Origin of the sequence: Chromobacterium sphagni (assembly GCF_001855575.1) — a bacterium.
Classification (GTDB): Bacteria; Pseudomonadota; Gammaproteobacteria; order Burkholderiales; family Chromobacteriaceae; genus Chromobacterium; species Chromobacterium sphagni.
Window position 1 is genome coordinate 512,765 of sequence record NZ_MKCS01000002.1, and the last position, 25,484, is coordinate 538,248.

Here is a 25,484-nt window from a genome sequence, read left to right on the forward strand (position 1 = left end):
TTGTTGCGCGGGCAAATGCCCGCGCTCCATCAGACCATTCTCAAACTTGCTCACCTTCGCAGGGGCCGCTGGGGCGAGGCTCAGCGGCAACGCAACTCGCCAGCCAGCAATGTGTCGCTCTCCCGGCGCGGCTGTCCGGGATCAAGCCGGAACTGGCAAGCCGTGGCCGCCTGGTGGCGGATTTCCAGCGTCGGCGCGCTCTCGCTCATCTCGATGCTGAAGAAGCCGTCGGCCTCGCTGAGAGTGCGGCCGGCGTGATTGATCACCTGGGCGCCGCGCAGCGGCTGGCCTGCAGCGTTGAGCAAGCGACCCAGTACGGTGACTGTCTTCAGCACCCGAACCTGCAGGTAGGCCACGCCGCCCTTGTTCAGGTGATAGTTGTGGCTGGCGGGCTGGATCGCCACCGCTGGCGCGCTGCTTCCGGCAAAGTCGAACTGCACGCTGCCGGCCTTGTACGCGGTGACCGGAATGAAGTTGCGTCCAGGATGCAGCCGCACGCTCCCTCCCTGGCTGTCGTCGGCCCGCAGCGCCACCGCGGGCAGGTCGGATTCGACATCGACGATCAGCCCGGTATCGGAGCCAAAGGCGGCCGCATCGCCGCTGGCCGCGACGCCGCCGCCGCCGATGGCCACGGTGTTTTCTAGATTGAGGCCGCCGCTGAGCCGGCCGTTCAGCGAGGAACGCTGCAGATAGGCGTCGCCGCGCAGCAAGGGGTGTTGGAACTGGGCGTTGCCGCTCAGGCCCAGGCCATAGCCGTCGGCGCTGGCCGTGGCGGCGACTCCGCTCAACCAGCTGTTGTCCAGGCTTTGCTGCACCGAAACGCTGGCGTAATGGTCGCGCCCGCCCTGGCTGCCGCTGCGGCTGCCCACGCTGGCGTTGTAGCTGCGGTTTTCCCGGCCCAGGCTCATGTTCAGCGACAATTCCACGCCCCGATTGCGTGGGCTGCCGGCGGTAGCGCGGTCGAAGGCGGATACGCGCCAGGTGGCTTCGTTGCCAAACAGCTTGTGCCGGCGATCCAGGCCAAGGTCCAGGCTTAGGCCGCCATTGGCGCTGTGCGACAGCCGGGCGGTCAGGCTGCTGTTGTCGCTCAGGCGGTGGCTGATGGCGAGCGCGCTGCGACTGGCCATCAGCCAGAACGCGCCGCTGCCGTCACTGCCGCCTGTGCTCAGTTGGCTGCGGCTGTGGCTGAGCACGACGCTGCCCTGGCTATAGCTCCACATCGACTGGACATCGAAGCCGCTGCCATAGCCGGTGGTGTGGAACAGGTTGGCGTACAGCTTGACGCTGTCGCCGAGGTCCCAATCCAGCGCGGCGCCGAACTGGCGCTGTCCGCCGATTTGCTGCGCCGACAGGCCCAGCACCGCCCGCGGGTGCAGCAGGTAGTTGAGGCTGCCGCCGATGGCCAGGCTGCCGTCGGCGGATTGAGCATCGTCGCCAAACAGGCCGCGCTGCTGGCCGGCAAACGCGCTGTAGCGCCAGCGTTGCTCCGGATTGCTCCATTGGCTGGGCTTGTAGATCAGTTCTTCGCTGCGCGACACCTGGACGCCGTCCTCCAGCAAACGCACCTCTACCGGATAAATGCCGGCAGGCAGGTTGAGGGTGTTCAGCAACTGCAGCCCCGGGGATACCAGCTGGCTATTGATCAACACGCCGTTGCGGTAGATTTCCACCGTGGCTTCGCGGTTGGCGGAGACGTACACCGGATACAGGCTGGGGTGCATGCTGTCCGCCAGCAAAGCGTCCGAGCTGCCCGCCATTACCCCGATCGTGGCATCGGCGCGCTTGCCCTGGGTGCCGAGTTGGCGCAGCAGCCCCTGACCGTCGGGGTTGAACAGGCCCACGCGGATGAAATGGCCGTCCAGTTCGCGCTGGGCATACAGTTGCGACAGGCTTTGGCGCAGTTGGCCATCGCCGCCGCGTTCCAGTTGCAGACTGCCCAATGCGCTCCAGTAGCCCAAGCTGCCTTGCAGATCCATCGCGTAGCGGCCGGACAGATTTTGCCCGCCGCCGCCGGCGAGATTGAGGTGGTTGCCGAGAATCAGCCCCTGGCTGCCGCCAGGCGGCAGCGCGTGATAACGCGCGGCAGCCTGTTGCCGACTGGCGGCGTTGGTTAGCAGCGACAGTTGCGAGTTTTCCAGGCTGTAATGGATGGCCAGCAGTCCGAGCGGACAGTTGCTCTGGCAGTCGCCCAGCGCAAGGGGGCGGCTGAGCGCCTCGGCCCACTTTTGCCGCTCGGCGGCGGGCTGCTGGCTGTCGCCGGCATCGGTGAAGCTCAGCAGTTGCACGGTGCCCTCGCGTGTGAGCAGCACCATCGCGTCGCCCAGCGCTTGCCCGTCTTTTTCCACGCGGGCGGCCAGCGGCACCTCGAAGAAATGGTCGCGGAATTCGGCCGGCAGGCTGGCCGCCTGCGCCAGCAACGGCAATTGGCCGTTGATGGCCGGCGCCGGGGCGCCGGCCAGGCAATAGGCGCAACGGAATAAGGCGGCCAAGGCCGCGACACGACGGGCAAGGGAGAACATGGGACTGACCAGAAAAAGAAAGAGGGGCGTATCCACGCCCCTGTTGAGTGGCAGAGCGAGCTACATGGCGATCAGTTGCCCTGGGTGGGCGCAACGCTCTCGAACATCAGGTTGACGCTGCCGGAGTAGCGGCCAGGCTTGAAGCCTGCTTCCGGTTTGGGCGCGGAGATGTTCAGGTTGAGGCGGCTGATGTCTTTGGCCTGGGTGGCCGTCAGGATCTGCGCTTTCTTGGCGACGCCGACTTTCATCGGCTGGTCATTGATTTCGACGACCATGGGAATCTTGTCGCTGCCGCTGCCATACAGTTCGGCCGGGGCTTCCAGATAGCCCTGGATCGCGCCTATCGTGCTTTTCATGTCCAGCATGTTGTTGACTGGTTTCAGGACTTCGCGGCGGGGGTCCCAGGACAGGGTTTGGTCCTTCAAATGCCAGTCCGCCAGCGGCTGCACGTAAAAACTGTCGGTCGGGATGTTGGCCGTGACGCTGATCTGCAGCGGCTGCTGCTCCGCCATGGCGGCGTAGGACAGCATGGCTGCCGAGAGCGCGGCGCCGATCAGAAGTTTCTGGGTGGACATGATGGGTCTCCTTATCGTCAGAGTGAAAAATTGCAGCGGGGTTGAGTCATTGGCCGAAGGCGACTGCCTGCCGGCTGCTGCCCTCGATCAGTTCGAACTTGTAGCCATGACCGTCGACCTTGATGAAGCTCTTGCTGCTGTGGGGCAGCACGTGGTGCTTGGTCGGGGTATCGCAGGTTTTGCCGGCTGCGGCGCAGTCGTAGAACGCATCCAGGATGACGGTGCTGTTGCCGTTGTTGCGCACGGTGTAGCTGTTGGCGCCGTCCTGCAATTGCGTGTCGTAATGCGGCGTTTTCGGCCTGACGATGACGATGGCGCCATAACCGGTCAGCACGTTGACGCCGGCGCTGAGCGAGTCCTGGTATTGCCTGGCGGCGGCGTCGCCGATGTCGAACGCGTTTTGCTTGTCTGGCAGCACCGGGGAGAAACGCACCCGGAAATAGCGCTCCTGATCGCGCGGTCCCAGATACAGCAGGCGGCTGGCCTGCATGCCGCCTGCAGGCACGATCAGCCGCGCCGGACTCGCGATCAGGCCGTTGATCTGGCCCAGGCTCAATTGTTCTGTGCCGACCGGCAATTCATTGGGCTGGCCATCCTGGCCATACACGATCTCCGCAACCGCCACTTTCACGAAAGCGGTGCTGTCGCCGCTATTGCGCACCCGCTTGAGCAGGGTGCCGGCGTCCGCGTCCAGGTACTCGTACATGGCGCCGATATTGATGGCCGGCGCTGCGTGGACCGGCGCGGCCAGGCTGATCAGCAAACAGGCTGACAAGATAGGTTTCATCGCAACTCTCCAGGATTGGGAGCTCCGCCGCGGCAATGAAAAAACAATGCGCTCCCGGACAGGGCTCGTTCCGAAGGTTGGCATTATTGAGGAAGGTGTTGCCGGCCTCCATGAGACTATTCTCAAAAGAAACAGGGTGTTACCAGGCATGCCCATCTCTGGCATGCTCGCGGCTTGCCGACGTCAGCCGCTGTCTTTTCCGGCAGCGATGGCATAAAACAGTGGATGCTTGCAAGGTGGATGATTGAGATGTGGAGAACAGTATTGATGGCGGCGGCGGTATGGGGACCGCTGGCATCCGCGGCGCCCGCTGGAGTGGCGTTCAGTCCGGAAGAGCGGCAATGGATGCGCCAGCATCCGGTGGTGCCGTACACCGTCGATCCCTATTGGCCGATCGAATATGTTGAGGATGGCAAGCACCAGGGCCTGACCCGAGACTATCTGGAAGCCATTTCGAGGATCAGCGGCTTGAAGTTCAAGATGGTGGCCGCCCGCAACTGGAGGGATGCGTTGCCGCAGATGAAGGAGGACCGGGTCTTTCTGGCCACCATGGTCTCGTCGCGTCTCATCTCGGAAGGGCGCCGGCAAGCGATACTGCTGACCGTGCCTTATCTGGCCAGAACCACCGTCATCGTCACGACGCCGGACAAGCCCATGGTGTTTGATCCCGCGGTATTGGCCGGCAAGACCGTGGCGGTAAAAGGCGGCGGCGGTTATGAAAACTACCTGCGCGAGCACTTCCCCGGCATACGCCTGATATTGACCAGCGATCCCGAAGACGAGCTTGAGGCGGTGGCGAGCGGCAAAGCCTATGCGGCGGTGGGCAGCGATGTGGTGCTGGAGCCCATCATGGAGCGCAAATACATGGAGACCTTGAGCCTGGCCGGCACCATCCCTGAAATGTATGCGGTCATCAGCATGGGCGTGTCCAAGCGCCATCCGGAACTGCGCGCCATCATCGATAAGTCGCTGGCGCAACTCACTGCCGAAGACACCGGCAAAATGTACGACTACTGGGTCGAGAACTTGAGGTTGGGCGCGCCGTCCTGGCGGGCGATTGTCCGCTATTACTCGAATACCCTGATCGGTTTGAGCACGCTGTTGTTGTTGTTGGGGTATTGGGTGCTCCGGGCGCGCAGATCGCAGCGGGCTGCCGAGGCCAGCGAGGCGGCGAAGTCGATGTTCCTGGCGGTGATGAGCCATGAGATCCGCACGCCGATGAATGCGGTGCTGGCGGCCATCGAGCTGTTGCAGCGCACGCCGCAGACGCCGCGCCAGCGGGAGCTTTCCAGCCTGGCCAACTCCTCGGCCACCAATCTGCTGGAGCTGCTGGACGATGTGCTGGACGTGTCCAGAATGGGGGCCCGCGGCGTGCAGCTGGAGCTGGCGCCGGTGGACCTGGCCTTGCTGGCGCAGGGAGTGGCGGATAGCAACCGGCTGAAGGCGGAAAGCAAGGGGCTTGGCTGGTCTTTGACCCTTGCGGGGCTGGACCAGGCGGCGGTGATGCTGGATCCGCTACGGATGCGGCAAATCTTGTCCAATCTGTTGTCCAATGCCGTCAAGTTCACCGAGCGGGGCGAGGTGGCTTTGCTGTTGCATCTGGATCAAGTAGAAGGAGGGCGCGGCAAGCTGCTGATTACCGTCAGGGACAGCGGCATCGGCATCGACAAGCCGCAGCAAGCGCGGCTGTTCACCGCCTTTACCCAGGTGGACAGCTCAACCACCCGCCGCTACGGCGGAAGCGGGCTGGGCTTGAGCATCTGCAAGCAGTTGGTCGAGCTGATGGGCGGCAGCATCCTGCTTGACAGCGAATTGGGCGTGGGCACCACCATCAGCGTGACGCTGCCGGTGCAGTTGGCCGACAAGGAGACGCCGCCGCTTGCGCCCGAGGCCGCGCCGGCTGGCGCTCCGGCGGCCACTTCCGGCAAAGGACGGGTGCTGTTGGTCGAAGACCAGCCGATGAACCAGGCGGTGATCGGGCAGCAGCTGCAGGAGCTGGGTTATCTGGCAACCGTGGTCGACAACGGCCCGGCGGCCTTGCTGCTGCTGGACGAGGGCATGCATTTCGACGTGATCCTGCTGGATTGCTACATGCCGGGCATGGACGGCTACGAGACGGCGCAAAGGATTCGCCAATGGGAAGCCGCGGGCGGCTTAAGCCACATCCCCGTCATCGCCATTTCCGCGGCAACGGATCCGGCTCATCAGAATCAGTGTTTGGCAAGCGGGATGGACGGCATCCTGACCAAGCCCTTGCGCATTCGCGAACTGGCCGACGTGCTGGACATGTGGACGGACTCCGATGCTGACGAGGAGGCGTTGGAGATGCCGCCGCCGGCCGCCGCCGCACAATGGGGACAGCTGTTTTATGAGTCGAGCCACGCGGACCTGGCGAACTTGAAGCAGGCGCTTGAGCAAGAAAACTGGATCCAGGCGCGACACCGCGCGCACCGCTTGCGCGGCGCCGCGCTGACTGCCGGAGTCGCGGGGCTGGCCGAGCTGGCCGAGCGGCTGGAGCAGTCTTTGCAGGCAAACGGCACGCTGCCGGCTGTCGATGGAGCGCGCTGGCTGGACGACTATGCGCGCGGGCTTGACGAGTGGCGGGCCGCACAATGGCCAGACTCCGTGTGAGCGCCCGGCGGTACAGGGTTGCCGTTTGCCATGCGTTGCTCGGCCACTGCGTGCCCTTGAGCAGCAACAGCGCAAACGGCGGCGCGCGGCCGAACCAGGACTGGATGACCGGCCAGTTGGACGCGCTGAGCCTGGCCTTGGCGCGCGCCAAGCCGTGAGCGCGCTGTCACTGCAGCGGGCGACCGTCTCCCTCCACGGCAGGACGGTCTTGTCGGACGTCAGCCTGGAGATAAGCCAGGGCCTGTTCGTCGGCGTGCTGGGTCCCAACGGCATCGGCAAGACCACGCTGATGCGCGCCGTTCTGGGCCTGATTCCGCCTGCCGGCGGCGGTATCCGGGTGCAAGGCCAGCCCGCTGGCCGCGGCAATCCGGCCATAGGCTACATCCCGCAGCTGCGCAGCAACGTCGGTAGTATGCGGTTGCGCGGCTGGGATTTTGTCGCCAGCGCCTGCAACGGCCACCGCTGTGGCCAGCCTACCCTGGACAAGGCCGCCCGGCGCGAGGTGGCGTGGGCGCTGGAAACCGTGGATGCCTTCGAACTGGCGCGGCGGCCGCTGCCGGAAACCTCCGGCGGCGAGCGCCAGCGGTTGCTGCTGGACGCGCCCCTGATCAGCCTGGACCCGCGCCATCAGCATGGCGTGGTGGAGTTGGTGCGGCGCATCCAGCAGGATTTCGGCATCACCGTGCTGTTCAGCGCCCACGAGCTCAACTCCCTGCTGGGCGCCATAGACCAGGTGTTGTACCTGGGCCGCGGGCAGGCGCGCTGGGCACCGTGGACGAGGTGATCACCCGGCCGGTGCTGTCGCGGCTGTACGGTTCCGCCATAAACGTGGTACGGATGAAGAACCGTATCTTCGTGATGGCTGGGGAGATCGAAGTGGACCAGAAAGAGCACTGTCACGATGTTTGAATACGATTTCATGCTGAACGCCTTCATCGCCGGCGGCATCGTGGCGCTGCTGGCCTGCGTGGCGGGCTTCTTTTTGGTGATGCGCGGCCAGACCTTCGCCGGGCACGCGCTGATTGGGCTGTCGCCGATCTGGGGGCTGCCCCTGGTCACCGTGCTGGGCAGCGTCACCATGGCGCGATGGGGGAAAAGCTGCAAGGCAGCGACATCGCCATCGGCACCGTTCTGTCGCTGGCGCTGGGCCTGGGCATGCTGTTCCTGCACTTCTTCACCGCCTACGCCACCCAGGCCACAGCCCTGCTGTTCGGCAATGTGCTGGGGGTGGATACCGCCACGCTGTGGGCGCTGGCCGGCCTAGGCGCGGCCTGCCTGCTGCTCACCCCGGCCGCTGGTGTTCGTCTGCATCCGGAGCTGGCCGAGGCCAAGGGCGTGTCGCTGCGCACGGTTTCGATGCTGTTTCTCGCCATCGTGGCGCTGGCCATCGCGGAATGCATCCAGATCGTCGGCGTGCTGCTGGTCTTCACCCTGATGGTGGGCCGGCCGCCGCCGCGCAGAAACTGACGCCGTGGCTGGGATGCGGCGTGGCGCTCGCCGCCGTTCTGGCGCTTGGTGAAACCTGGTCCGGCATCGCGCTGGCCTATTGCGCCGGCTGGCCCACCAGCTTCTGGATCACCGCGCTGAGCGCGGCGCCTATCTGGCGGCAACCATGGCGAGCCGACTATCCCGGCAATTGGACAGGGCCGAAGTCAAGGGCCGGGTTCGGTGATCACGGCGCGAGGGTTCCCTTGCTGAAAAACAAAAACCGGCAATCGCCGGTTTTTTTCATGCGGATCGCTGCGCGCTTATTGCGGCAGGATGTTCGAGGCTTGCTTGCCTTTGGGGCCGGAGATCACATCGAAGCTCACTCGCTGGCCTTCCTTCAACGACTTGAAGCCGCCGGAGTTGATCGCGGAAAAGTGTGCGAACAGATCGTCGCCGCCTTCGTCCGGAGTGATGAAGCCAAAACCTTTTGCATCGTTGAACCACTTAACGGTACCAGTTGCCATTGCTTATCTATTCCTATCCATGTAGTGGGCGGATGCCCTATATGACATCATATTCAGCGTTGGCGCGAAGTTCAAATCCTATAGCGCCGGCATCGACTGATCGTTAGGTCAGTAACTACGTTTTAGCAGCCAAATTTTCCCTCCCCGTCTGGCCTGCCTCCTTGGTGCAGGGGAGGTCTGCCTGCTCCGTCGGACCGATAAGTCCGCCGATGCGGTAGCGCCGACTGGCTGGACATCGGCGGCATGGCCAGCCGCGCGTAGAGCCTCTGGCCATGCCGCGTCCGGGGCGAAACGTTGTGACGCGGCCGAGCAATTTGCGTCAGCGCGCCAAAGCGAAGCCGGCGGCGGACAAGGCGGTTTCGCAGACCTGCTGATCTTGCAGGGCATTTCCGCCCGAAACGCCGATCCCGCCGACCACCGCGCCGTCAAGCAGGATGGGATAGCCGCCGCCTACCGCCACCAGTCGCGGCCGATGCGCCAGTTGGGCCACTTGGCTGTTGTCGAGTATCTGGTTCCAGACATGGGTGCCCACGCCGAACGAGGCGGCGGTCCAGGCCTTGTCGATGGCCACTTCTGTGGTGAGGAAAGGCGCGCGGTCCGCGCGCTCGAATGCTTTCAGGTGGCCGGCCGCGTCGCTGACGGCAATGGCCACCTCTATGCCCAGGTTGGCGGCGGCCTCCCGCGCGGCTTCGCTCAGCAACAGGGCCGCCTCGCGAGTGATGGATGCGGCGGCGTGGGTCTTGAGGGTCATATTCATGTAAATCTTTCCGTGTCTGAGGAGGGATGAGGCGATGGCAGCGGCTGCATGCCGGATCGCATTGGTGTGGATTGGCGACAGAACGGAGTCTAGGACGGCAGGCCAGGCTTGGTAAGCCAGGCTGGGGCGTAATAGTTTCAAACGGAAATTGAAAATGACCGCCGCCAGAAATGGGTTGGGAATGTTTGCCTGGAAACCGGGATGGGATGGATGGGCATTGGGTTCCAGGCGCCCGGCTCTGCTCGAGCGTGGCCAGAGTCGGCTGGATCCTGCGGCGGCCTCTTGATTGCGGTGGCTGCCAAGGAGACGACGCAGTCGGTGGTGGGGTTGCCAGTCGCAGCCGGAGGGGCCATGGCGCAGTCAGGTTTCCAGGCGGCCGCTGGATGCGGGTTGCCCGGATGACGGAGTTGGCTGAGCGCGGCCGCCCTGGCTAGCCCTGGCTGTCGTCCGCCTGCTGCCTGGCGGCGGCTTCGCGCAGCTTGTCTTTCTTGCTCTTGCGTTTGCCTTTGACGCCGCCGTTGCCGACCTGCTCCACGGCTGCGGGGGCGGTGATGGCCGGTTCGAAACCGGCAATCCGTTCGCGCGGCAAGCGCAGCCGCTGGCGCTTTTCTATCAATCGGAAATGGGCGGCGCAGTCGGCGCTGACGAAGCTGATCGCCTCGCCGCTGGCGCCGGCCCGGCCGGTGCGGCCGATGCGGTGAGTGTAGTCCACCGGCGAGCGCGGCAGGTCGTAGTTTACCACCACCGGCAGGCGGGCGATGTCTATGCCGCGGGCGGCCACGTCGGTAGCCACCAGGACTTGCAACTGTCCGGTCTTGAGATCGGCCAGCACCTGGCCGCGCTGTCCCTGGCCGCAATCGCCATGCAGCGCCGCGGCGCGGATGCCGGCGCGCTGCAGCTTGCCTGCCACCCGGTCGGCCGCCTGCCGGCTGGCGACGAACACCAGCACCCGGTCCCAATCATGGGTCTGCAGCAGATGGCGCAGCAGCATGGTGCGCTGGGAGGCGTCCACCTCGATGGCGCGCTGGCGGATATCCGGCGCGGTGGCTGCGGTCTGCTCAATGTCTATGCGCAGCGGCTGGCGCAATAACTGCTCCGCCAGCGCGCGCACGGCGGGCGGAAAGGTGGCGGAGAACATCAGGTTTTGCCGATAAGGTGGCAGCAAGGACAGCAGGCTGCCCAGTTCTTCGGCGAAGCCCAGATCAAGCAGCCGGTCAGCCTCGTCCAGCACCAGCGCGTTGACGGAGGAGAGCTTCAGCGCATTGTGCGCGACCAGATCCAGCAAGCGGCCGGGCGTGGCCACCACAATGTCGGCGCCGCCGCGCAGAGCCATCATCTGCGGCTTGATGGAGACGCCGCCGAAGACCACGGCCACCTTCGCGCGCCGCGGCAGGCCCTGGGCCAGATCGCGCAGGATGGCGCCGACCTGCGCCGCCAGCTCGCGGGTGGGCAGCAGGATCAGCGCCTGGGGCTGGCGCGGCGATGTCTGGCGGTTTACCAGCCATTGCTGCAGCAGCGGCAGGCAAAAGGCTGCGGTTTTTCCGGATCCTGTCTGCGCGGTGGCCAGCACATCGCTGCCTCGCAGGATGGCGGGAATGGCCGCGCTCTGGATGGCGGTGGGGGCAATGTAGCCCTGGCTTGAGGCGGCCTGGGCCAGGTCGGGCTGCAGGCCCAGAGAGGTGAATGGCATGAATGGGGATAGAGTAAAGAGTGAGGGCTTTGAGGCCGGAGGCGGCAGGAGTATCGGCCGCGCCAGCCGCGCGGTCAAGGAGTACATGGCGGTTCAGCCGTTCAACTTGCCAGCGGGAAGCGCCATTTGCGAGTAATATCCTGGTTCGTCACTAAAATAAAGCAAATCTGCACATGCAAACAGAAGTCAAAGAGAAGCCCCGCTACGCCCTTGTCGCCTCGGTCCAGCTGCCGGATGTCAGCGATGTCGAGTTCGAGGCCTCGCTCACCGAGTTGAGCGAACTGGCCAAGACTTTGGGTTTCCAGGTGGTGCAGACCTTTGTCCAGAAGCGCAACAGCTTCGACCGCACCGCCTATCTGGGCGTGGGCAAGCTGGAAGAAATCAACATGTTCGTCAACCGCGGCATCCGCAATGACGAACTGGAAGACATTCCGCAGGTGCTGGACTCCGGCGCGGTAGAAATCGACGTGTTGCTGGTGGACCATGAAATCTCGCCGTCGCAGGCGCGCAATCTGGAACTGGCTGTCGGTTGCGAAGTGATGGACCGCACCATGGTCATCCTGGAGATTTTCCATCGCAACGCCCGCTCGCGCGCGGCGCGGGCCCAGGTGGAAATCGCCCGTCTCGGCTATATGGCGCCGCGCCTGCGCGAAGCCGCCAAGCTGGCCGGTCCGCAGGGCCGTCAGCGCAGCGGCATGGGCGGTCGAGGCGCGGGCGAATCGCATACCGAACTGGACCGCCGCAAGGTGCGCGACCGCATCGCCGAGCTGCAACGCGAAATCGTCGCGATGGAACTGGAGCGCAAGACCCAGCGCGCGCGCCGCCTGGAGCGCCAAGGCCAGGGCCTGGCCGGGGTGTCGCTGGTGGGCTACACCAATGCCGGCAAGTCGACGCTGATGCGGGCGCTGACCGGCAGCGAAGTCCTGGTGGCCAACAAGCTGTTCGCCACGTTGGACACCACGGTGCGCGCCATCTACCCGGAAAGCGTGCCGCGCGTGCTGGTCAGCGATACCGTGGGCTTCATCAAGAATCTGCCTCACGGCCTGGTGGCTTCGTTCAAGTCCACGCTGGAAGAAGCGCTGGATGCGTCGCTGCTGCTGCATGTGATCGACGCCAGCGACCCCGGCTTCGAGCGCCAGCTGGAAGTGACCGACGAGGTGCTGCGCGAAATCGGCGCCGATGAGGTGCCGCGCATCCGCGTGTTCAACAAGATTGACCATGTCGGCGACGAGGCCGCGCAGCTTGCCTGGACCGCCGAACTGCAGCAACGCTACCCGGGCTGCGTGGTGATGAGCGCGCGCCGTCCCGAGGAAGTGTCCAGCCTGCGCGCCGCCATCGTATCCTTCTTCCAGCAGGACCTGGTGGAAGACGAACTGCTGCTGCCGTGGTCGGCGCAGCAGCTGCGTGGTGAAATCTACAGCCACTGCCAGGTGCTGGAAGAGCGCGCCGAGGAAGAGGGCAGCTGGTTCCGCGTGCGCGGCGAGGCGGAAAAACTGCGCCGCCTGCGCGAGCAGCTCAACCCCGGTTCGCAGGGGCGGGAAAAGGAATACTGGGAAGTCTGAAGCCCGGCCGCACGCCGCGCAACGTAATGGTAAAAAGCCTGAGCCGGATCGCTCGGGTTTTTTTATGGCCGGGCGGGAGCCCGGATCTGGATTGCGCCGCGCGCCGGTCTGGGAGTCGCCGATTATCCTGGCCGGGAGCGGCGCCAGTCAGCGCATCCGTTCGCGGCGCGCGGGCTCCGTTTCGTGAAGGTAGCCGGTGAAGGTGTCGCGCGGCGACGAGCGGGTGAGTTGCGTCATGATTCGGCCGATTTCGCCGCGATGGTATCCGCCGTGGGCGATGATATGGCCAAGCATCTCCTCGCGAGACATCCGCCCCGGCATTCCGTCGCTAAAGGGAAACTCGATCATCGCCGCGAGCTCCGCCTCGTCTAGGCGCGCAATATAGCCGATATACCATTGATCGGTTTTCTTGACGGCCTTGAACAGGCTGTCCGGTTTCGGCGCTTCGTCGGGATCGGTCGCGGCATAGGCGTGCGGCGTCAGTTGCAGATTCGCGGCGAAAATTCGGTCGACGATATGGGCGTGATTGAGGATGCGGATCGCCGTGCGGAACTCGGCGTGTGCGGACCGTTCGCCAAGCGCGGTCAAGCCGGCAGTCAGCCCTTCATCGGCCCAGGCTTTGTAGCGGAATAGGGAGAGCAAAAGCGTTTGCGCACTCATTGTGGTTTCTCCGATCGTGTTTTGAATATCGCGTAGAGCCTTGCGGCGATGCGGATCCACCGCGTCATGCTTTATCGGTTGTGCGGTCCCAGCTCGACTAGAACCACGCCTGTTAGCCGCCCCACGCATGCCTCGTGCAGCGCGCGCGGCGCGTTTTCGAGGCCGGAAAACTTCGAGCAGGCCAGATGCATTCCGCTGCCGCGTTGCCATTCGGCGAGCCGTGCTAACCATTCCTTGATGAAGCCCGGGTCTTCGACGCACGCGCTGTAACCGCGCACGGTCACGCCTTTGATGATCAGAGCAAAAGAATCGAGCATGACCGGGGCTCTCATCCCGGCTTCATCCGCATCGAATTCGGCGGTCAACGCGCCGAGCAGGACAAAGCGCGCGCCCTCGCGCGCGATAGCCGCCGCCGCGCGCAATTGTTCGCCGCCGACCATGTCGACGAAGACATCGATGCCTTCCGGCGCCGCTTGGGCCAACTGTTGCGCGATCGGTCCGGAATCGCGAACCACGGCCGCGTCGTAACCCTGCTCGGCCTGCATCCAGGCCGCCTTGTCGCGTGATCCCGTGCTGCCGACGACGTGTCCTGCGCGGAGCCGGCGGGCGATTTGCCCGGCCATCGAACCGATGGCGCCGGCGCGGCTGGAAATGAAGACCGTGTCGCCGGGCTGGACCTGAACGCCGCCCGTCAACGCCGCGTAAGCTGTCGCACCGTGGCCAAGATAGGCGGCCGGATCAATGCGTTCATCGGGCAGCGGCGCGCATCCGCTGATCGTTACCGTCGCATACTCGCGCCAGCCAAGCGCATGGGAAACCAGATCACCCAGTTGGAATCCGCTTTCTGGCGGCGCCCAGACGACTTCGCCGATGGCGCCGTCGGCCAGCGTGTCGCCGATATTGAGTGCGGGAAACGGGATGCCTTTGATGTTTTCCGCGCCTTCGCGAATCATGGTGCGGGTGGAGACCGAGACGCGGAACCAGCGATTGCGCACCACGATCTCGTGCGGGCCGGGTTGGCGCACGGCTGCTTCCGCGATGGTGAAGTGCTCCGGCCGCGGCATGCTTTTCGGGCGGGCGGCGAGCCTGACTTCGCGCGATGTCTGGGGTAAGGTTGTCATGGCGATGTCCTTGAGTTGAAACGGAAAACGCGCTTTTTTTGCCGTTCGATTTAATGCGAGCGTATATTCGTATTTTCATCTGGAGTTTCGCTTTTGGATACTCGCGTTCCCCCGCAGGCCGGGACCATGCGCAAATCGCCGCGGCAGCGGCGTTCGCGCGCGATGGTGGACGCCATCATCGAAGCGGCGACTCGCGTTTTGGGCAGCCGTGGCTGGGCGGATTTCACCACCAACGAAGTGGCGGCGGTCGCCGGAGTCAGCGTCGGCTCGCTCTATCAGTATTTCCCGAACAAGCTCGCGCTGGCCGAAGCCATCCGGCAGCGCCACCTCGACGCTGTGCTCGCCGCCTTGTCGGTGTCGGGCGATTGGGAGGCGTCGGCGACGCTCGATCAACGGGTGGCGCGCCTGATTGACGGCGTTGTCGCGGCGCACTCGGTCGATCACGCCTTGCACAAGGTGTTATTGGACGAAGTCCCGTTGGCGGCGCGCTCGAACCTCGCTGCATTTGAACAGGAATATCAGCGCCGTTATCGCGCTGTCGTCGCCGCCGGTTCGGGCAAGCACGATAGCGTGCGCGACGAGGTGGCGGGGCGCGTGCTTGCGGCTGCCGTCGAGGGCGTGGTCCATGCCGCCGCGCGGCGCGGTGAGCTTGGATCGCTGGGGCTAAGGGAGGAGCTTGCTTGCCTGGTTCGGGCCTATTTGCGCGAGCGATCGGGAGCCAGTTCTGGCGGTGATGCGCAGCTGGTGTCGCCGCAGGGAGCGGAAAGCAAGCGCTAGTCTGCGCTGGCCGAGGTTTTCGTACGCCTTGGCAAGCTTGGCGCATCATCTCGAGCCGGGCTTCGCTCAGTATCCTGGCCGCAGCATCGGAATTTCCCCGGCACAGATCCGGCTGCAGGGCGAGTTTGCCTGAGCTCGCCCGGCGTGCAAGCGCCGGGCCAAAACAGCACGCCAAAACTGCGGGCGGCCCTGGTCGGATTTGGCGTGGTTCTGTTGCCGCAGCAAATGGCCTATCCGATACAGCCGCAGGCTGTCTGGTGCCCGTGTTGGAGGGCTGGCGCCCGACCTTTCCGGGCCCAACTCTACTACCCCAATCGCCGACAAGCCTCGTAAGCGTTTTCTCTGTTGGTAGACGCGCTGCGTTATCGCGTGGAGAGTCAGAGCCAATGAAAAAGATTGAATCGCTCAAGCTTCCCTAGACTCTTTGGCGCCGGTGAAAATACTAGTTCTCAATTTATACCGGGGCCAGCCCGCCTGCGTAATTGCGCCGAGGTTTCAGGTTGTAGAACCACTCGATGCAATCGAAGATATTCCGATGAGCCTTTTTCCGGCTTTGATAGATTTTGTCCTTGATATGCTCTCGCTTGGGCATCCGGAAGATATTTTCTATACCGTATGTCATGGCCGTTGCCACATATGGCTCATGCCTTTGTGGGCGCGGGGCGGCGATATTGGTGAGCCAGACTTGATTCGGCGCATCCGCCGTAAACAGGCGCTATAGATGACTGGGCGCCACCACCGAGGGGCGGCTTGGGGCGTCGATGGCAGTCGGTCAGCGCAAGCCTTTCTGGCTTATCAACTGCGCTACGCGGCGTTTACCGCACACCTCTCTCTGCGCCTTCAAATCATCATGCGCTTGCGATCTCCATAGCCCCCGCCGCTGTCCAGTCAGGTTTGCCTGATATGGCCAAGTAATTGTTTCCTGCCCCAGCATCGAGTGCGGCGCAATCTTCCCGGCGCAAGAGTCACGGGGATGCATGGACAGGGCTCGACACCGCGCCGAGTGGGGAGTTGCGGTTCGTGAGCATGGGGGAAGGCATGTCTTATCCAGACCCCTTGGCAAAATATGTAGCAGCCTTTTGGAGGGACGTTGCGCTCCTTGGTCACTGGCTTCAGTTCAGCTTTGAGTCGGCAGATTTCAGCTTGCTAAGCTACCGTCGCGCTAGGGGGACTCGCTTGGGGACATGGCGCATCCAACCGTTGGATGCACGCGGTAGGTGGGTGCGCCGAGGCGAGCCGCCACCGTTGGCGGCGGGGCAGCCGCGCGCCGTGATCTGCTTGACGGTTTCAGTTTGGAGTTCTTCGGCAGGTTGCGGCTTGTTCATAACACCTCCTGACAAGGTCTTGAGTAAGGCTCTCGGGGTGTCTGGGGAGGAGGGCGCGATTCATGCGGATGGCCTGCGATAAAGCATGAGTGCGTGAAAGTTTCACACCAAATGAGTGAATTTTTACTGTGCAAATTGCCAATTAAATATATTGTCAATGTCATGATCGGTACTGTATGCTTTTGCCTGAAGTATTATGCTTTTGGCATTAAATTTGGTATTGGCGCAAATCGACTTGGCGACCCAGGACGGTTCTGCAAGGAGTGAACCAGTGGAGTGTAAGCTCGCAAAGGGAATGGTAAATAGTGATGGACGTATCTGCGCGTAAAAATCTAGTGTCTGAATACCTGTGCAAACTTGCTGGGCAGCAGGATTTGGATGAGTCGATCAATATTTTTGAAACAGGCTTGGTTAATTCCCTGGCTGTTATTCAGCTTATCTCCTTTCTCGAGAAGAATTTCAAGATCAAGGTGGAAATCGACGATCTTGATACCGCCAATTTTTCCAGTATTCAGGCGATTTGCAGTTTCCTGGACAAAAAGGCGGCGGTAAATGCTTGATCGTTTTTTATCGCCTGAGCAAAGCGCATGGCTGCGGCAGTTCGAGAGCTTTTCAGCCGCTGAAGTCGCTCCCTATGCCGATGAATGGGACCTGAAGGAAGCCACTCCGGCAATGGTGGTACGCAAGCTGGGCGTCAATGGCTGGTTAGGTGGCCTGGCGAAAAAGGAAAACGGCGGCCTGGGGTTCGATCCCACTACTTTTGGCTTGCTTAATATGGCGATCGGCGCCGGGAGTGGTTCCCTCACCGGTTTGCTAAATGTCCACTCCATGGTGTTGAAAACCATCGAATCTTGGGGGTCGCTAGAGCAGAGGCAACGTTTCCTGACTCCGCTGGTTAAAGGGGAAATCATCGGCGCCTTCGCGCAGACCGAGGTTTCCGCCGGAGGCGACTCCAAGAATCTGTCGACTCGATTTGAAGAACACGGGAATGATTTGATTGTTCAGGGGCAAAAGACCTGGATTACTTTTGCCCAGATCGCGGATCTGTTTCTGGTGTTCGGCAAGTATCAGGGCCTGGATACCGCGGTTCTCGTGCCTAAGGACACGCCAGGGCTGACCGTAACCGCCAAAAGAAACATGCTCGGTTTCAAGAGCGCTTATTTGGCGGTGCTGGATTTTGACGGTTGCCGGATTCCCAAAGCCAATATCGTCGGCAAGCCAGGGTTCGGACAAAGCCTCATTTCCACCGGCGCTTTGGATTACGGCCGCATCAGCGTGGCCTGGGCGGCGGTCGGGATTCAGCAAGCGGCATTGGCGGCGTCGGCGCGCAGGGCCAACTCCCGTTCCACCTTCGGCTCGCTGCTCGCGGACCAGGGCATCATTCGCGGCTATCTGGCCGAAATGTCCGGCAGTCTGCTTGCTTCCCAACTCATTTGCCTATCCGCGGCCAAGGCCAAGGAGGCAAGGGAGGAGGACGCGCTCGAGCAGATTCTTCAAGCCAAGCTTTTCGCGTCGCGGGAGGCCGGCGCCGCAGCGGATAAAGCCGTGCAGATTCATGGCGGCCATGGCTGCGATGAGGGCAATGGCGTCAGCCGGCTATATCGGGACGCGAAAATACTGCAGGTTGTCGAGGGCAGCAATGAGCTTCAAAAAATGCTGATCGGCAAGGAGGTATGCAACCGGTACAGCCACGGCGCGCCTCAGGCTGTTTTGTAAGCGGCTTCGCGCAATTCACGTCTAAGCAATCCATCCACGTCAAGCCGCTCCTCCAAGCCTCTAGCTTCAAGCGCTTGTGCGGCTTGCTATTGCCCGGTGTCTGCCGGCAATGCGGTTTGACAGAGATAAAAGCGGCAATCCGAGGACTTCGGCGTCATGGAAACCAGTCGACTGATTACTGATTTTTTCGAAAGCACGGCGAGAGACAACCCGAGCCCGGCGATACGCTGGGGCAAAGGCAACGCTTTATCCTGGGGCGAGTTATACGCAAGGGCGAGGCGGCTGGCTCGTTATCTGGCGGATGAAAGCGGCCTGAGCCGGGGCGATTGCGTCGCCATCGGCCTCGAACGCAGCCCGGAGTTCCTGGTGGCTGCCTATGCGGTGCTGCTTGCCGGAGGAGTTTATTTTCCGGTGGATGCGAAAACGCCGCTGGCCCGGATGGCCTCGATGTTTGCAACCGCGCAATGCCGCATCGCTTTTTGCAGCGGAGCGCAGGCGGAGCATTTCATCCGGGCGGCCCCTGACCTGGCATTGATCCGCGGCGAACAGCTGGAGCAAATATTCAGCGCCCCTGCGGCTGAGCGCGCCTTCGACAACGCCGCTAGGCTGCGGGCCTCGGACGCAGCCTATCTGATCTTCACCTCCGGCAGCACCGGCGCGCCCAAGGGTGTGCTGGTCAATCACGGTGCTTTCATCAACCGCTTGCAGTGGCACCAGAGCCACAGCGGCATGACGGCGGCGGACATCATCCTGCAAAGGACCGCTCTGACCTTCGACGTGTCTTTGTGGGAGCTTTTTCTGCCGGCCCTGAACGGCGCCAGCCATTACCTGTTGCAAACCGGTCTGGAGTCGTTCCCCAGGGGCATCGTGGCGGCGCTGCAGAGCGAAAAGATAACCGTGGTGCATTTCGTTCCCAGCCTGTTGAAGCCGGTGTTGCAGGAACTGCAGCACAGTGCGCTGTCTCTGGTGGCGCTGCGCAAGGTGTATGTGAGCGGAGAGTCATTGCCGGCCAGCCTGGTGGAGCAATTCCAGGAGGCATTCGGCTCGCGCTGCCTGCTGACCAATTTATACGGCCCTACTGAAGCGGCCATCGACGTCAGTTTTTACGATTGCGCGGAGCCGGCGCCCAGCGTCATCCCCATCGGCGAGACGCTTGCCGGGTGCCGGTTGTACATCGTAGATCCCGATACCCGGGAGCTGAAGGCCGATTCGGAAATCGGAGAGATCGCCATAGGCGGGATCTGTCTGGCCGACGGTTACTTCAACCGGCAAGACCTGACGGACAAGGCATTTGTCTTGCACCCGAAACTGGAGGAGCGCATATACCTGACCGGCGATCTGGGCTGGCGCGAGGATGGAAAGCGCTTCTTCTGTCGGGGCCGCAAGGACACCCAGGTGAAGTTGCGCGGCCTGCGCATAGAGCTGGGAGAGATAGAGCACCATCTGCTCAACCATGGCGCCATCACCGAGGCGGTAGCTTGCGTGGTCGAGGATGAGGATGCGCAGCAATGGCTGGTCGCGGCGATCGTCGCCGGGGAAGAAGCGCTCAATCCGCAGGATCTGCGCAATTTTCTCGCCGCGCAGACGCCGGCCTATATGTTGCCGGCCCGCTATTGGCAAACCGGCAAGCTTCCCAGAACCAGCTCCGGGAAGCTGGACAGGAAGGCTATTGCCGCGACCATGCGCAAGTTGTTCTTTACCGATATCGAGGCGTTGGCGTAGCTCATGGATAAGCAGACTTTTCAGTTGTCCCGGTCGCAGCAGGCCGTTTTCGCGATGGAGGCGTTCCACCTATCGGGACGCCGTTTTTATTTGGGCGGCGTCGCCCGGCTGAACGGAGCGGTTTCCCTTGAGCGGCTGGCGCGGGCGGGGGAGTCGGTGCGGGATTCGCAGGATGTCTTCCGCATAGGCTTCATCGCCGATACGCCCGGAACCGAATGGCGCGGCGTTCGCCTCAACCAGGCCCGGAGCGGTGTGGAGAAGGTCGATTTCAGCCGGCATCCGGATCCGGAGCAGGCATTCGCCGGCTGGGCGGAGCGCCAGCTGCTGGTGGACGAGGAGCTGTCGCAAACCCCGATACGCATATTCGCAGTGCGTTTCCGCGAGGAGCAGTCGGGGTGGTTCGTGAAGGCGCATCATGCCGCGGCGGATGGAGCAGGTTTGGCGCTGCTGATGGAGCATCTGGCTAACGCGCTCGAAGGGAGCCGCGACGCGGCGGCGCAGACGGCGTCTCCGCGATTTTCCATCATCGCCGAGGGCGAGCGGGAGTACGAACGCTCCCGCCGCCGGCAGCGGGATGAGGAGTACTGGCGCAGCGCATTCGGAGAGGCTGGTTCGCCGCAAATCGCCTGCCGCTCGCCCATCGGCGACTATCGCGGGGCGGAGGCGCTGTCCAGGCGCGTGCGGGTTGAAATGGACGATGCGCACAATGAGCGGCTGCGCAGATTCAAAAGTGCGGGCGGTTCGGTTTTCCGGCTGATTTTCGCCGCTGTCGCGCATGCGCAAATGGCGGTGGAGGATGGCGACGGCGTCTTGCTGCAGGCGCCGATGCTGAATCGCTGGAGCGAGGAGGAGAAGCGATCCGTCGCGATGGCGGTGGCCCCGGTGCTGGTCCCGGTGTCCCGGACGGCGGGCGAGACCGTGGCGGATAGCTATCGGGCGCTCAAGAGGCAGCTGCAAAAGGCGGTGGCCCACTCGCGCTACGCTCCGGGCGCCCGCTGGGGGGATTTCGCTTCGGCGGACTGGAAGCGGATCGTTCCGGCTTTCGGCGTTTCCTATCAGACCGGCGTGTTCCAGGCCACCGTGTCCGGCGCCGAGGTGGAGATCGACCATTTGCAGGCGGTGGAGGCCTTGTTCGCCACCGTCCACATTCACGATCGCTTCGATGGCGGCTGTTTCAAGCTCGAGGCGGATTTCCGCAAGCTGTGGCCGGCCGATCAGTGCCGCGCATTTCTGCAGACGGTGATGGATTACGCGATGGACGCGGCCGCCGATATCCTGGGGGATGTCCCCGGCGCAACCGATGATGGGGTCGCCGGCTCCGCCGCGCCCATCGGCGTCCATTTGCTCGACGCATTCGAGCGTCATGCCCATCGTTGCCTGTTCAAAACCGGGCGTGAGGGCGGCGAGCTGACATATGGCCAGGGCCTGCAATGGATTTTCGGCTTTGCCGCGCAGTTGCGCGATATGCGGGATCGGAGCGGCGAAGACCGCCCGGTGCTGATCCTGGGAAGGCGCGCCCCGGAGACGACTCTCGCTTACCTGGCCTGCCTGATTGAAAATGTGACGGTGGTTCCGGTTTGCCCCGATACGCCGCGGGCGCGCTTGTTGACGATCGCCCGCAATTCCGGCGCGGCGCTGTGCCTTCATGCCGGCGTCGACCAGGCGCTGGCCGAGGCGTTCGATCTGCCGTTGTTGCGGGTTGCGCCTGCACAGCACAGGCATCCGGCTGCGCCGCGGCCGGTCGTTCAGGCCCACGGCAGGCCGGCTTATATCCTGTACACCTCCGGCTCGACCGGCGAGCCCAAGGGCGTGGCGATCTCTCCGGCGGCGTTGGCCAACTATGCGCTGGCGGCCACGGCGGACTATGCCGCAGAGAGGCCGTTCAGCGCGCCCTTGTTCACTTCCTTTGGCTTCGATCTGACCCAGACCAGCATTTTGGTCCCGGTATTGTCGGGCGGCTTCATCCAGACCTGGGAGCAGGACATACGCGATCAGCCGGAGCTGCTGCGGACGCTGCTCGCCGATGAGGCGCTGACGGGCGTCAAATGCACGCCATCGCATTTGGCGTTGCTGGCGGAGCACAGTCCGCCAAGGCTGAATCCCCTGACTTTTGTCGTCGGCGGGGAAAACTTGTCCGCGGCCCTGGTGAACCAGGCCCTGGCTTGTTTCCCGCCGAGCAGCCGGGTGATCAACGAGTATGGTCCGACCGAGGCGACGGTAGGGTGTTGCGTTCATTCGGTGAATCGCGCCGAGGCGGCCGTCATGGCCGCGGGCGCGATCATGCCTATCGGCGCGGCCCTGGGGACGGCGCAGATGTCGATAAGAGACGCCTGGGGCCAAAGCGTGCCGCAGGGTTTCAAGGGCGAGATATGGATCGGCGGGCCGGTACTGGCTGACGGGTATGTCGACAACCCAGTTCAGACTGAAGCCAAGTTCGTGTCCGGGCGCGATGGCCAGCGCCGCTGGTACCGCACCGGCGATCTGGGCATGCAGGATGGGCAGGGCGTATTGCATTGCCTTGGGCGCATCGACGATGAGTTCAAAGTGCGCGGCCACCGGATCCATCCGGCGGAAATCGAGCAGGCGGTGGAGGGCGCGCTGGCGCGCGTGGGCGGGCAGAAGCATGGCGGGAAGCTCAAAGCGCTTAAGCTTGCCGTGGCGGGGCAGGAAACCGTGGCGCTGTGCAGCAGCGAGGCGCTGCCCAGCGAGAATCCCGATTTCCAGGCATGCCTGAAGGAAAGGCTTCCCGACGCCTGGCTGCCTGGCCTGTATTGCGACGTGAGCCCCTGGCCGGTCAACGCCAACGGCAAGGTGGACGCGGCGGCGCTCATCGCCGCCGCCGAGGCCAAGCTGGCGGCGGACTCCGCTCGGCCCCGCGCGGGCGGCGAGCGGGCTTCGCGAGCCTATGCGCTTCCCGCTTGGCTGACGCCGGCGTTTTTGCAGGCGATCTGGCCGCAGGAGGCGGATCTGAACGCCTCGTTCCTGGAATTGGGTGGCGACTCGATCAAGGCGATCCGGCTGGCGGCGCTGCTGGCCAAAGAGGGCGTCCGCATCGGCGCCGCGGAGCTGCTGACCGCCAATGCGCTAGGCGCCGTGTTGGAAAAAGCCTGCGCCATCGGGCCGCGGAACGCGGCAGGAGATGCAGCCGCGCCGTCAGAGATCGACGCGGACTGGATCAGGCATTTGCCCAGCGTTCGCTGGTTCCGTGAGCAGGGTTTCAAGCACGGCGATCGACTGCAGCAGGGCATCGTCCTGCAGCTGTCGCCGTCCATTCTTCCCGAGCGCGTCATCGCGGCTGTCGAGGCGGTGAAAGCCAGGCACAAGATCTTCTCGCTGCGGGCGAATCGGGACGCCAGCGCGTTCCGCTTCGCCGCGCAGGAGCCGCAACGGCCTTGCGCGCATGCGCAGGCCCAGGGCGGCAGCCTTGAGGACCGGCTGCTGCGGCTGCAAGAGGAAGTCTGTCTGGAGAGCCGGCCCAGCGTTCATGCAGTGGTCTTCGACCCGGTTTCGGGCCGGAGCCACCTGATCTGGGTTTGCCATCACCTGATTTGCGATGTGCACTCCTGGATTTATCTGCTGGACGAACTGGACCAGGAATTGGGAGAAGTCCAGTCGTCCGCGGGAGCGCCGGCCGAGTGCGGAGCGTTCCTGTGGGGGAAATGGCTGCGCGATCAGGGCGCCGACCCCGCCCCGGAGCGGGCCTGCGGCGCGGAGCCGCGGCCTGCGGGCGCCGTCGCGATCGCGGCGCTGTCGCTATCCGGCGCGGATATCCGCGGGATGGAGCAGCGTTTCAAGGCGGAACGCACCCAGTTGATCGCGGCGGCCTTGCTGGACCTGGCTCAGGAGCAGGGTGCGCTGCCGGCGCCGCCTGCCGTGTTATTCGAAAACCATGGCCGCGCATTCTCCGAGGCGGAGATGCCTGCCGCCTGGAGCCCGGCGTTGGCGAACGCCGTCGGTTGGTTTACCGGCTTCAATCACCTGGATATTGGCCGACCAGAAACGCGCGGCCATGGTTTCTTGCGCGAGTTGAAGGCGCGTCTGCATGAGCGCCGTCCGGATTGGCGCGGTCAGCTAGGTCTGCAGGGCGGGGGGGCGCGGCCGGCGCTGTGCGTCAACGACATCGGCTTTGGCCTGGGCGGCCAGGGGGCGTGGCGCCATTTCCATCTGCTCAACTCGCTGTCCGGCGGTTTCCGGCATCCCGATGAGGCCAGCGTGGCCGATTTTGACCTGCTGGTGCGCGACTGCCGCGACTCCGGCTCGGTTTTTGTCGAGTTGCGGCTGGGCCTGTCCGGCGTCGACGGCGGCGATGCCCGTCGCTATCTGGATCAGTTGGACGCGCGGCTATTGTCCTGGCGCGATGCGCATCCGCAGCCGGCGCTGATCCCATCGGACTTTCCACTGTGCCGGCTCGACCAGGCCGAGCTCGATCTCATCATCCATGGAGCCGTAGTATGAGAACCGCTATCGACTCAGCGAAAACCGTATTTCTGTTCCCCGGGGTCGGTGCCCAGCAAGCGGGGATGTTTGCCGGCTTCCGGATTTACCCCGAGTACCGGGATTGCCTGGCAGAAGTCTCCGAGTTGTCGGGAGTGGACCTGGACGCGGTCATCCATGGCGACCGCGGCGACGAGCTGAAGCAGGTGCGTACCGCCCAACTGGCGCTGACTGCGACCACCGTCGCCGTCGCCGCGATATTGCGCAAGCATTGCGGGCTGGTTCCCGACTTTGTGATGGGGCACAGCCTGGGACAATATCCGGCCTTGTGCGCCGCTGGTTATCTGGATTTGGCCACGCTGACCAGAGTGGTGAGCCTGCGTTCGGAAGCGGCGGAGGCTTGCGCCCGCAATTTTGACCATGGAGAAATGTGCTGGGTGCTGCATGTTCCGGCTGAGGTGGTGGAGCAGGAGGTCGAGAAGGCTAGGCGCGACGATGGCCTGGCGATTTACCTCTCCGCCGTCGATGCGCACGACCAGGCTACGGTGTCCGGCGAAATGGCCGAGATCCGCCGCTTCGCGCCTCGTATCGAAGCCCTGGGCGGCCTGCTCTATCCCCTGAAGATCGGCGGGCCGTTCCACTCGCCGCTGATGGAGCCGGCGCGGACGCAACTGGAAGCGGGGCTGGACTTCCTGCCCGCGGCGGACCAGCCGCCGCGCTTGATATCCCAATTGATCTGCAACGTCAGCGCCGCCGAAGCGCCGGCGATGGACCTGAAGTCTTCTATTCTGCGACACCTGACGTCGCCGGTGCAGTGGCTGTCGAGCTTGCAGTACGCGGCGCAGAGCGGCGTCACCCGCTATCTGGAAATTTCGCCGAAATCGGTGCTGAGCTATCTGGTCCAACGCGCCGGCTTGCCGATGCTGCCCTTGTGCGAGCCCAATGAAATCTTCGCCTTCAGCCAGGCATTGAGCGCGCCGGAGCGGCGACAGGAGCGGTTTTTTCAGCGCTGCTGCCTTCACCTGTACAGCGAGAAGCTGCCCGCCATCGAGGATGAGGCGGCGCTGCTGCAGTTGCGCCGGATCCGGGAGGAGGTCAGGCAAAGAACGCAGGGCGCGGCTCCAGGACTGGAGGACAGCGACTTCCTGTTTCAGCGCACTCGACAGTGGCTGGCCATCATCGAGGATAAAGGAAACGCTTCCTTGTCCATGGAGCAACTGAGGCTGGAAAGCCTGTACGAGGCGGTGGGGCGTTGA

General features: G+C 63.7%; 20 protein-coding genes and 1 pseudogene. 12 read left to right on the forward strand and 9 right to left on the reverse strand.

All coding sequences use genetic code 11. The features are described from left to right. Positions 1-80 precede the first annotated feature (80 nt). From BI347_RS18240 to BI347_RS18250, 3 genes are all read right to left on the reverse strand, one after another. Positions 81-2,519, reverse strand: a complete 2,439-nt coding sequence (locus tag BI347_RS18240) for a CS1-pili formation C-terminal domain-containing protein (RefSeq protein ID WP_071116656.1) — start codon at positions 2,517-2,519, stop codon at positions 81-83. A gap of 71 nt (positions 2,520-2,590) precedes the next feature. Next, a complete protein-coding gene (locus tag BI347_RS18245) occupies positions 2,591-3,094 on the reverse strand; it encodes a CS1 type fimbrial major subunit (RefSeq protein ID WP_071116657.1) in 504 nt (167 codons plus the stop codon). Between the two features lie 46 nt (positions 3,095-3,140). Continuing rightward, positions 3,141-3,881 (reverse strand): pilus assembly protein, encoded by a 741-nt coding sequence (locus BI347_RS18250; RefSeq protein WP_071112396.1) that lies wholly within the window; start codon positions 3,879-3,881, stop codon positions 3,141-3,143. A 249-nt stretch (positions 3,882-4,130) separates the two neighbouring features. Here BI347_RS18250 and BI347_RS18255 point away from each other — a divergent pair, with 249 nt between their 5' ends. The 5 genes and pseudogenes from BI347_RS18255 to BI347_RS24420 all read left to right on the forward strand — a co-directional run bounded on the left by BI347_RS18255 (position 4,131) and on the right by BI347_RS24420 (position 7,979). After that, complete coding sequence (locus tag BI347_RS18255; RefSeq protein ID WP_158020814.1) at positions 4,131-6,512, forward strand: ATP-binding protein; 2,382 nt, start codon at positions 4,131-4,133, stop codon at positions 6,510-6,512. Positions 6,513-6,666: 154 nt separating this feature from the next. Then, the gene (locus BI347_RS23035; RefSeq protein ID WP_204378101.1) at positions 6,667-7,296 is read left to right on the forward strand and encodes an ATP-binding cassette domain-containing protein; all 630 of its coding nucleotides are present in this window, start codon (positions 6,667-6,669) and stop codon (positions 7,294-7,296) included. Next, a complete protein-coding gene (locus BI347_RS24415; protein WP_204378102.1) occupies positions 7,284-7,421 on the forward strand; it encodes a hypothetical protein in 138 nt (45 codons plus the stop codon). The genes BI347_RS23035 and BI347_RS24415 overlap by 13 nt, the downstream gene beginning before the upstream one ends. A gap of 10 nt (positions 7,422-7,431) precedes the next feature. Next, a pseudogene (locus tag BI347_RS25040) lies at positions 7,432-7,521 on the forward strand (hypothetical protein); the annotation flags it as partial. Positions 7,522-7,598: 77 nt separating this feature from the next. After that, positions 7,599-7,979 carry a metal ABC transporter permease gene (locus BI347_RS24420; protein WP_071112399.1) on the forward strand — a complete coding sequence of 127 codons (381 nt, stop codon included), beginning with the start codon at positions 7,599-7,601 and terminating at the stop codon, positions 7,977-7,979. A gap of 281 nt (positions 7,980-8,260) precedes the next feature. Here the strand turns inward: BI347_RS24420 and BI347_RS18270 are convergent, their stop codons facing one another. The 3 genes from BI347_RS18270 to BI347_RS18285 form a co-directional block, all read right to left on the reverse strand. After that, the gene (locus BI347_RS18270; protein ID WP_071112400.1) at positions 8,261-8,464 is read right to left on the reverse strand and encodes a cold-shock protein; all 204 of its coding nucleotides are present in this window, start codon (positions 8,462-8,464) and stop codon (positions 8,261-8,263) included. A 319-nt stretch (positions 8,465-8,783) separates the two neighbouring features. After that, the gene (locus BI347_RS18275) at positions 8,784-9,221 is read right to left on the reverse strand and encodes a GlcG/HbpS family heme-binding protein (RefSeq protein ID WP_239690950.1); all 438 of its coding nucleotides are present in this window, start codon (positions 9,219-9,221) and stop codon (positions 8,784-8,786) included. A 430-nt stretch (positions 9,222-9,651) separates the two neighbouring features. Then, positions 9,652-10,911 carry a DEAD/DEAH box helicase gene (locus BI347_RS18285; protein WP_193430966.1) on the reverse strand — a complete coding sequence of 420 codons (1,260 nt, stop codon included), beginning with the start codon at positions 10,909-10,911 and terminating at the stop codon, positions 9,652-9,654. Between the two features lie 173 nt (positions 10,912-11,084). On the opposite strand from BI347_RS18285, the gene hflX reads away from it, so the two are divergent. After that, the gene (hflX, locus tag BI347_RS18290) at positions 11,085-12,473 is read left to right on the forward strand and encodes a GTPase HflX (protein ID WP_071116659.1); all 1,389 of its coding nucleotides are present in this window, start codon (positions 11,085-11,087) and stop codon (positions 12,471-12,473) included. Positions 12,474-12,620: 147 nt separating this feature from the next. Here the strand turns inward: hflX and BI347_RS18295 are convergent, their stop codons facing one another. Together BI347_RS18295 and BI347_RS18300 are read right to left on the reverse strand one after the other, a co-directional pair. Beyond that, the gene (locus BI347_RS18295; protein WP_071116660.1) at positions 12,621-13,133 is read right to left on the reverse strand and encodes a DinB family protein; all 513 of its coding nucleotides are present in this window, start codon (positions 13,131-13,133) and stop codon (positions 12,621-12,623) included. A 71-nt stretch (positions 13,134-13,204) separates the two neighbouring features. After that, the gene (locus tag BI347_RS18300) at positions 13,205-14,254 is read right to left on the reverse strand and encodes an MDR family NADP-dependent oxidoreductase (protein ID WP_071116661.1); all 1,050 of its coding nucleotides are present in this window, start codon (positions 14,252-14,254) and stop codon (positions 13,205-13,207) included. 126 nt (positions 14,255-14,380) lie between these two features. Between BI347_RS18300 and BI347_RS18305 the strand changes: the two genes are divergently transcribed. Beyond that, positions 14,381-15,031, forward strand: a complete 651-nt coding sequence (locus tag BI347_RS18305) for a TetR/AcrR family transcriptional regulator (RefSeq protein ID WP_083339036.1) — start codon at positions 14,381-14,383, stop codon at positions 15,029-15,031. 454 nt (positions 15,032-15,485) lie between these two features. Here BI347_RS18305 and BI347_RS25045 read toward each other — a convergent pair whose 3' ends face one another. After that, entirely contained in the window at positions 15,486-15,653 is a 168-nt protein-coding gene (locus tag BI347_RS25045; protein ID WP_158020815.1) for an IS3 family transposase, read from the reverse strand. A 1,011-nt stretch (positions 15,654-16,664) separates the two neighbouring features. Here BI347_RS25045 and BI347_RS18310 point away from each other — a divergent pair. From BI347_RS18310 to BI347_RS18330, 5 genes are all read left to right on the forward strand, one after another. Next, the gene (locus BI347_RS18310) at positions 16,665-16,916 is read left to right on the forward strand and encodes an acyl carrier protein (RefSeq protein ID WP_071114929.1); all 252 of its coding nucleotides are present in this window, start codon (positions 16,665-16,667) and stop codon (positions 16,914-16,916) included. Next, the gene (locus BI347_RS18315; protein WP_071116663.1) at positions 16,909-18,072 is read left to right on the forward strand and encodes an acyl-CoA dehydrogenase family protein; all 1,164 of its coding nucleotides are present in this window, start codon (positions 16,909-16,911) and stop codon (positions 18,070-18,072) included. Before BI347_RS18310 ends, BI347_RS18315 begins: the two co-directional genes overlap by 8 nt. 156 nt (positions 18,073-18,228) lie before the next feature. Further along, positions 18,229-19,794, forward strand: a complete 1,566-nt coding sequence (locus BI347_RS18320; RefSeq protein ID WP_071114931.1) for an amino acid adenylation domain-containing protein — start codon at positions 18,229-18,231, stop codon at positions 19,792-19,794. Positions 19,795-19,797: 3 nt separating this feature from the next. Further along, on the forward strand, positions 19,798-24,249 hold the full coding sequence (locus tag BI347_RS18325) for an AMP-binding protein (RefSeq protein WP_071116664.1): 4,452 nt from the start codon (positions 19,798-19,800) through the stop codon (positions 24,247-24,249). Continuing rightward, positions 24,246-25,484, forward strand: a complete 1,239-nt coding sequence (locus BI347_RS18330; RefSeq protein WP_071116665.1) for an ACP S-malonyltransferase — start codon at positions 24,246-24,248, stop codon at positions 25,482-25,484. The genes BI347_RS18325 and BI347_RS18330 overlap by 4 nt, the downstream gene beginning before the upstream one ends.

Excerpts from the sequence above, each read along its gene's own strand:
- BI347_RS18240 (WP_071116656.1), bottom strand. The coding sequence starts at position 2,519 with ATGTTCTCCCTTGCCCGTCGTGTCGCGGCCTTGGCCGCCTTATTCCGT.
- hflX (WP_071116659.1), top strand. The coding sequence starts at position 11,085 with ATGCAAACAGAAGTCAAAGAGAAGCCCCGCTACGCCCTTGTCGCCTCG.
- BI347_RS18275 (WP_239690950.1), bottom strand. The coding sequence starts at position 9,221 with ATGAATATGACCCTCAAGACCCACGCCGCCGCATCCATCACTCGCGAG.
- BI347_RS18300 (WP_071116661.1), bottom strand. The coding sequence starts at position 14,254 with ATGACAACCTTACCCCAGACATCGCGCGAAGTCAGGCTCGCCGCCCGC.
- BI347_RS18330 (WP_071116665.1), top strand. The coding sequence starts at position 24,246 with ATGAGAACCGCTATCGACTCAGCGAAAACCGTATTTCTGTTCCCCGGG.
- BI347_RS18295 (WP_071116660.1), bottom strand. The coding sequence starts at position 13,133 with ATGAGTGCGCAAACGCTTTTGCTCTCCCTATTCCGCTACAAAGCCTGG.
- BI347_RS18305 (WP_083339036.1), top strand. The coding sequence starts at position 14,381 with ATGCGCAAATCGCCGCGGCAGCGGCGTTCGCGCGCGATGGTGGACGCC.
- BI347_RS24420 (WP_071112399.1), top strand. The coding sequence starts at position 7,599 with ATGGGGGAAAAGCTGCAAGGCAGCGACATCGCCATCGGCACCGTTCTG.
- BI347_RS18245 (WP_071116657.1), bottom strand. The coding sequence starts at position 3,094 with ATGTCCACCCAGAAACTTCTGATCGGCGCCGCGCTCTCGGCAGCCATG.
- BI347_RS25045 (WP_158020815.1), bottom strand. The coding sequence starts at position 15,653 with ATGACATACGGTATAGAAAATATCTTCCGGATGCCCAAGCGAGAGCAT.
- BI347_RS18250 (WP_071112396.1), bottom strand. The coding sequence starts at position 3,881 with ATGAAACCTATCTTGTCAGCCTGTTTGCTGATCAGCCTGGCCGCGCCG.
- BI347_RS18315 (WP_071116663.1), top strand. The coding sequence starts at position 16,909 with ATGCTTGATCGTTTTTTATCGCCTGAGCAAAGCGCATGGCTGCGGCAG.
- BI347_RS18255 (WP_158020814.1), top strand. The coding sequence starts at position 4,131 with ATGTGGAGAACAGTATTGATGGCGGCGGCGGTATGGGGACCGCTGGCA.
- BI347_RS18325 (WP_071116664.1), top strand. The coding sequence starts at position 19,798 with ATGGATAAGCAGACTTTTCAGTTGTCCCGGTCGCAGCAGGCCGTTTTC.
- BI347_RS18320 (WP_071114931.1), top strand. The coding sequence starts at position 18,229 with ATGGAAACCAGTCGACTGATTACTGATTTTTTCGAAAGCACGGCGAGA.
- BI347_RS18270 (WP_071112400.1), bottom strand. The coding sequence starts at position 8,464 with ATGGCAACTGGTACCGTTAAGTGGTTCAACGATGCAAAAGGTTTTGGC.
- BI347_RS18310 (WP_071114929.1), top strand. The coding sequence starts at position 16,665 with ATGGACGTATCTGCGCGTAAAAATCTAGTGTCTGAATACCTGTGCAAA.
- BI347_RS18285 (WP_193430966.1), bottom strand. The coding sequence starts at position 10,911 with ATGCCATTCACCTCTCTGGGCCTGCAGCCCGACCTGGCCCAGGCCGCC.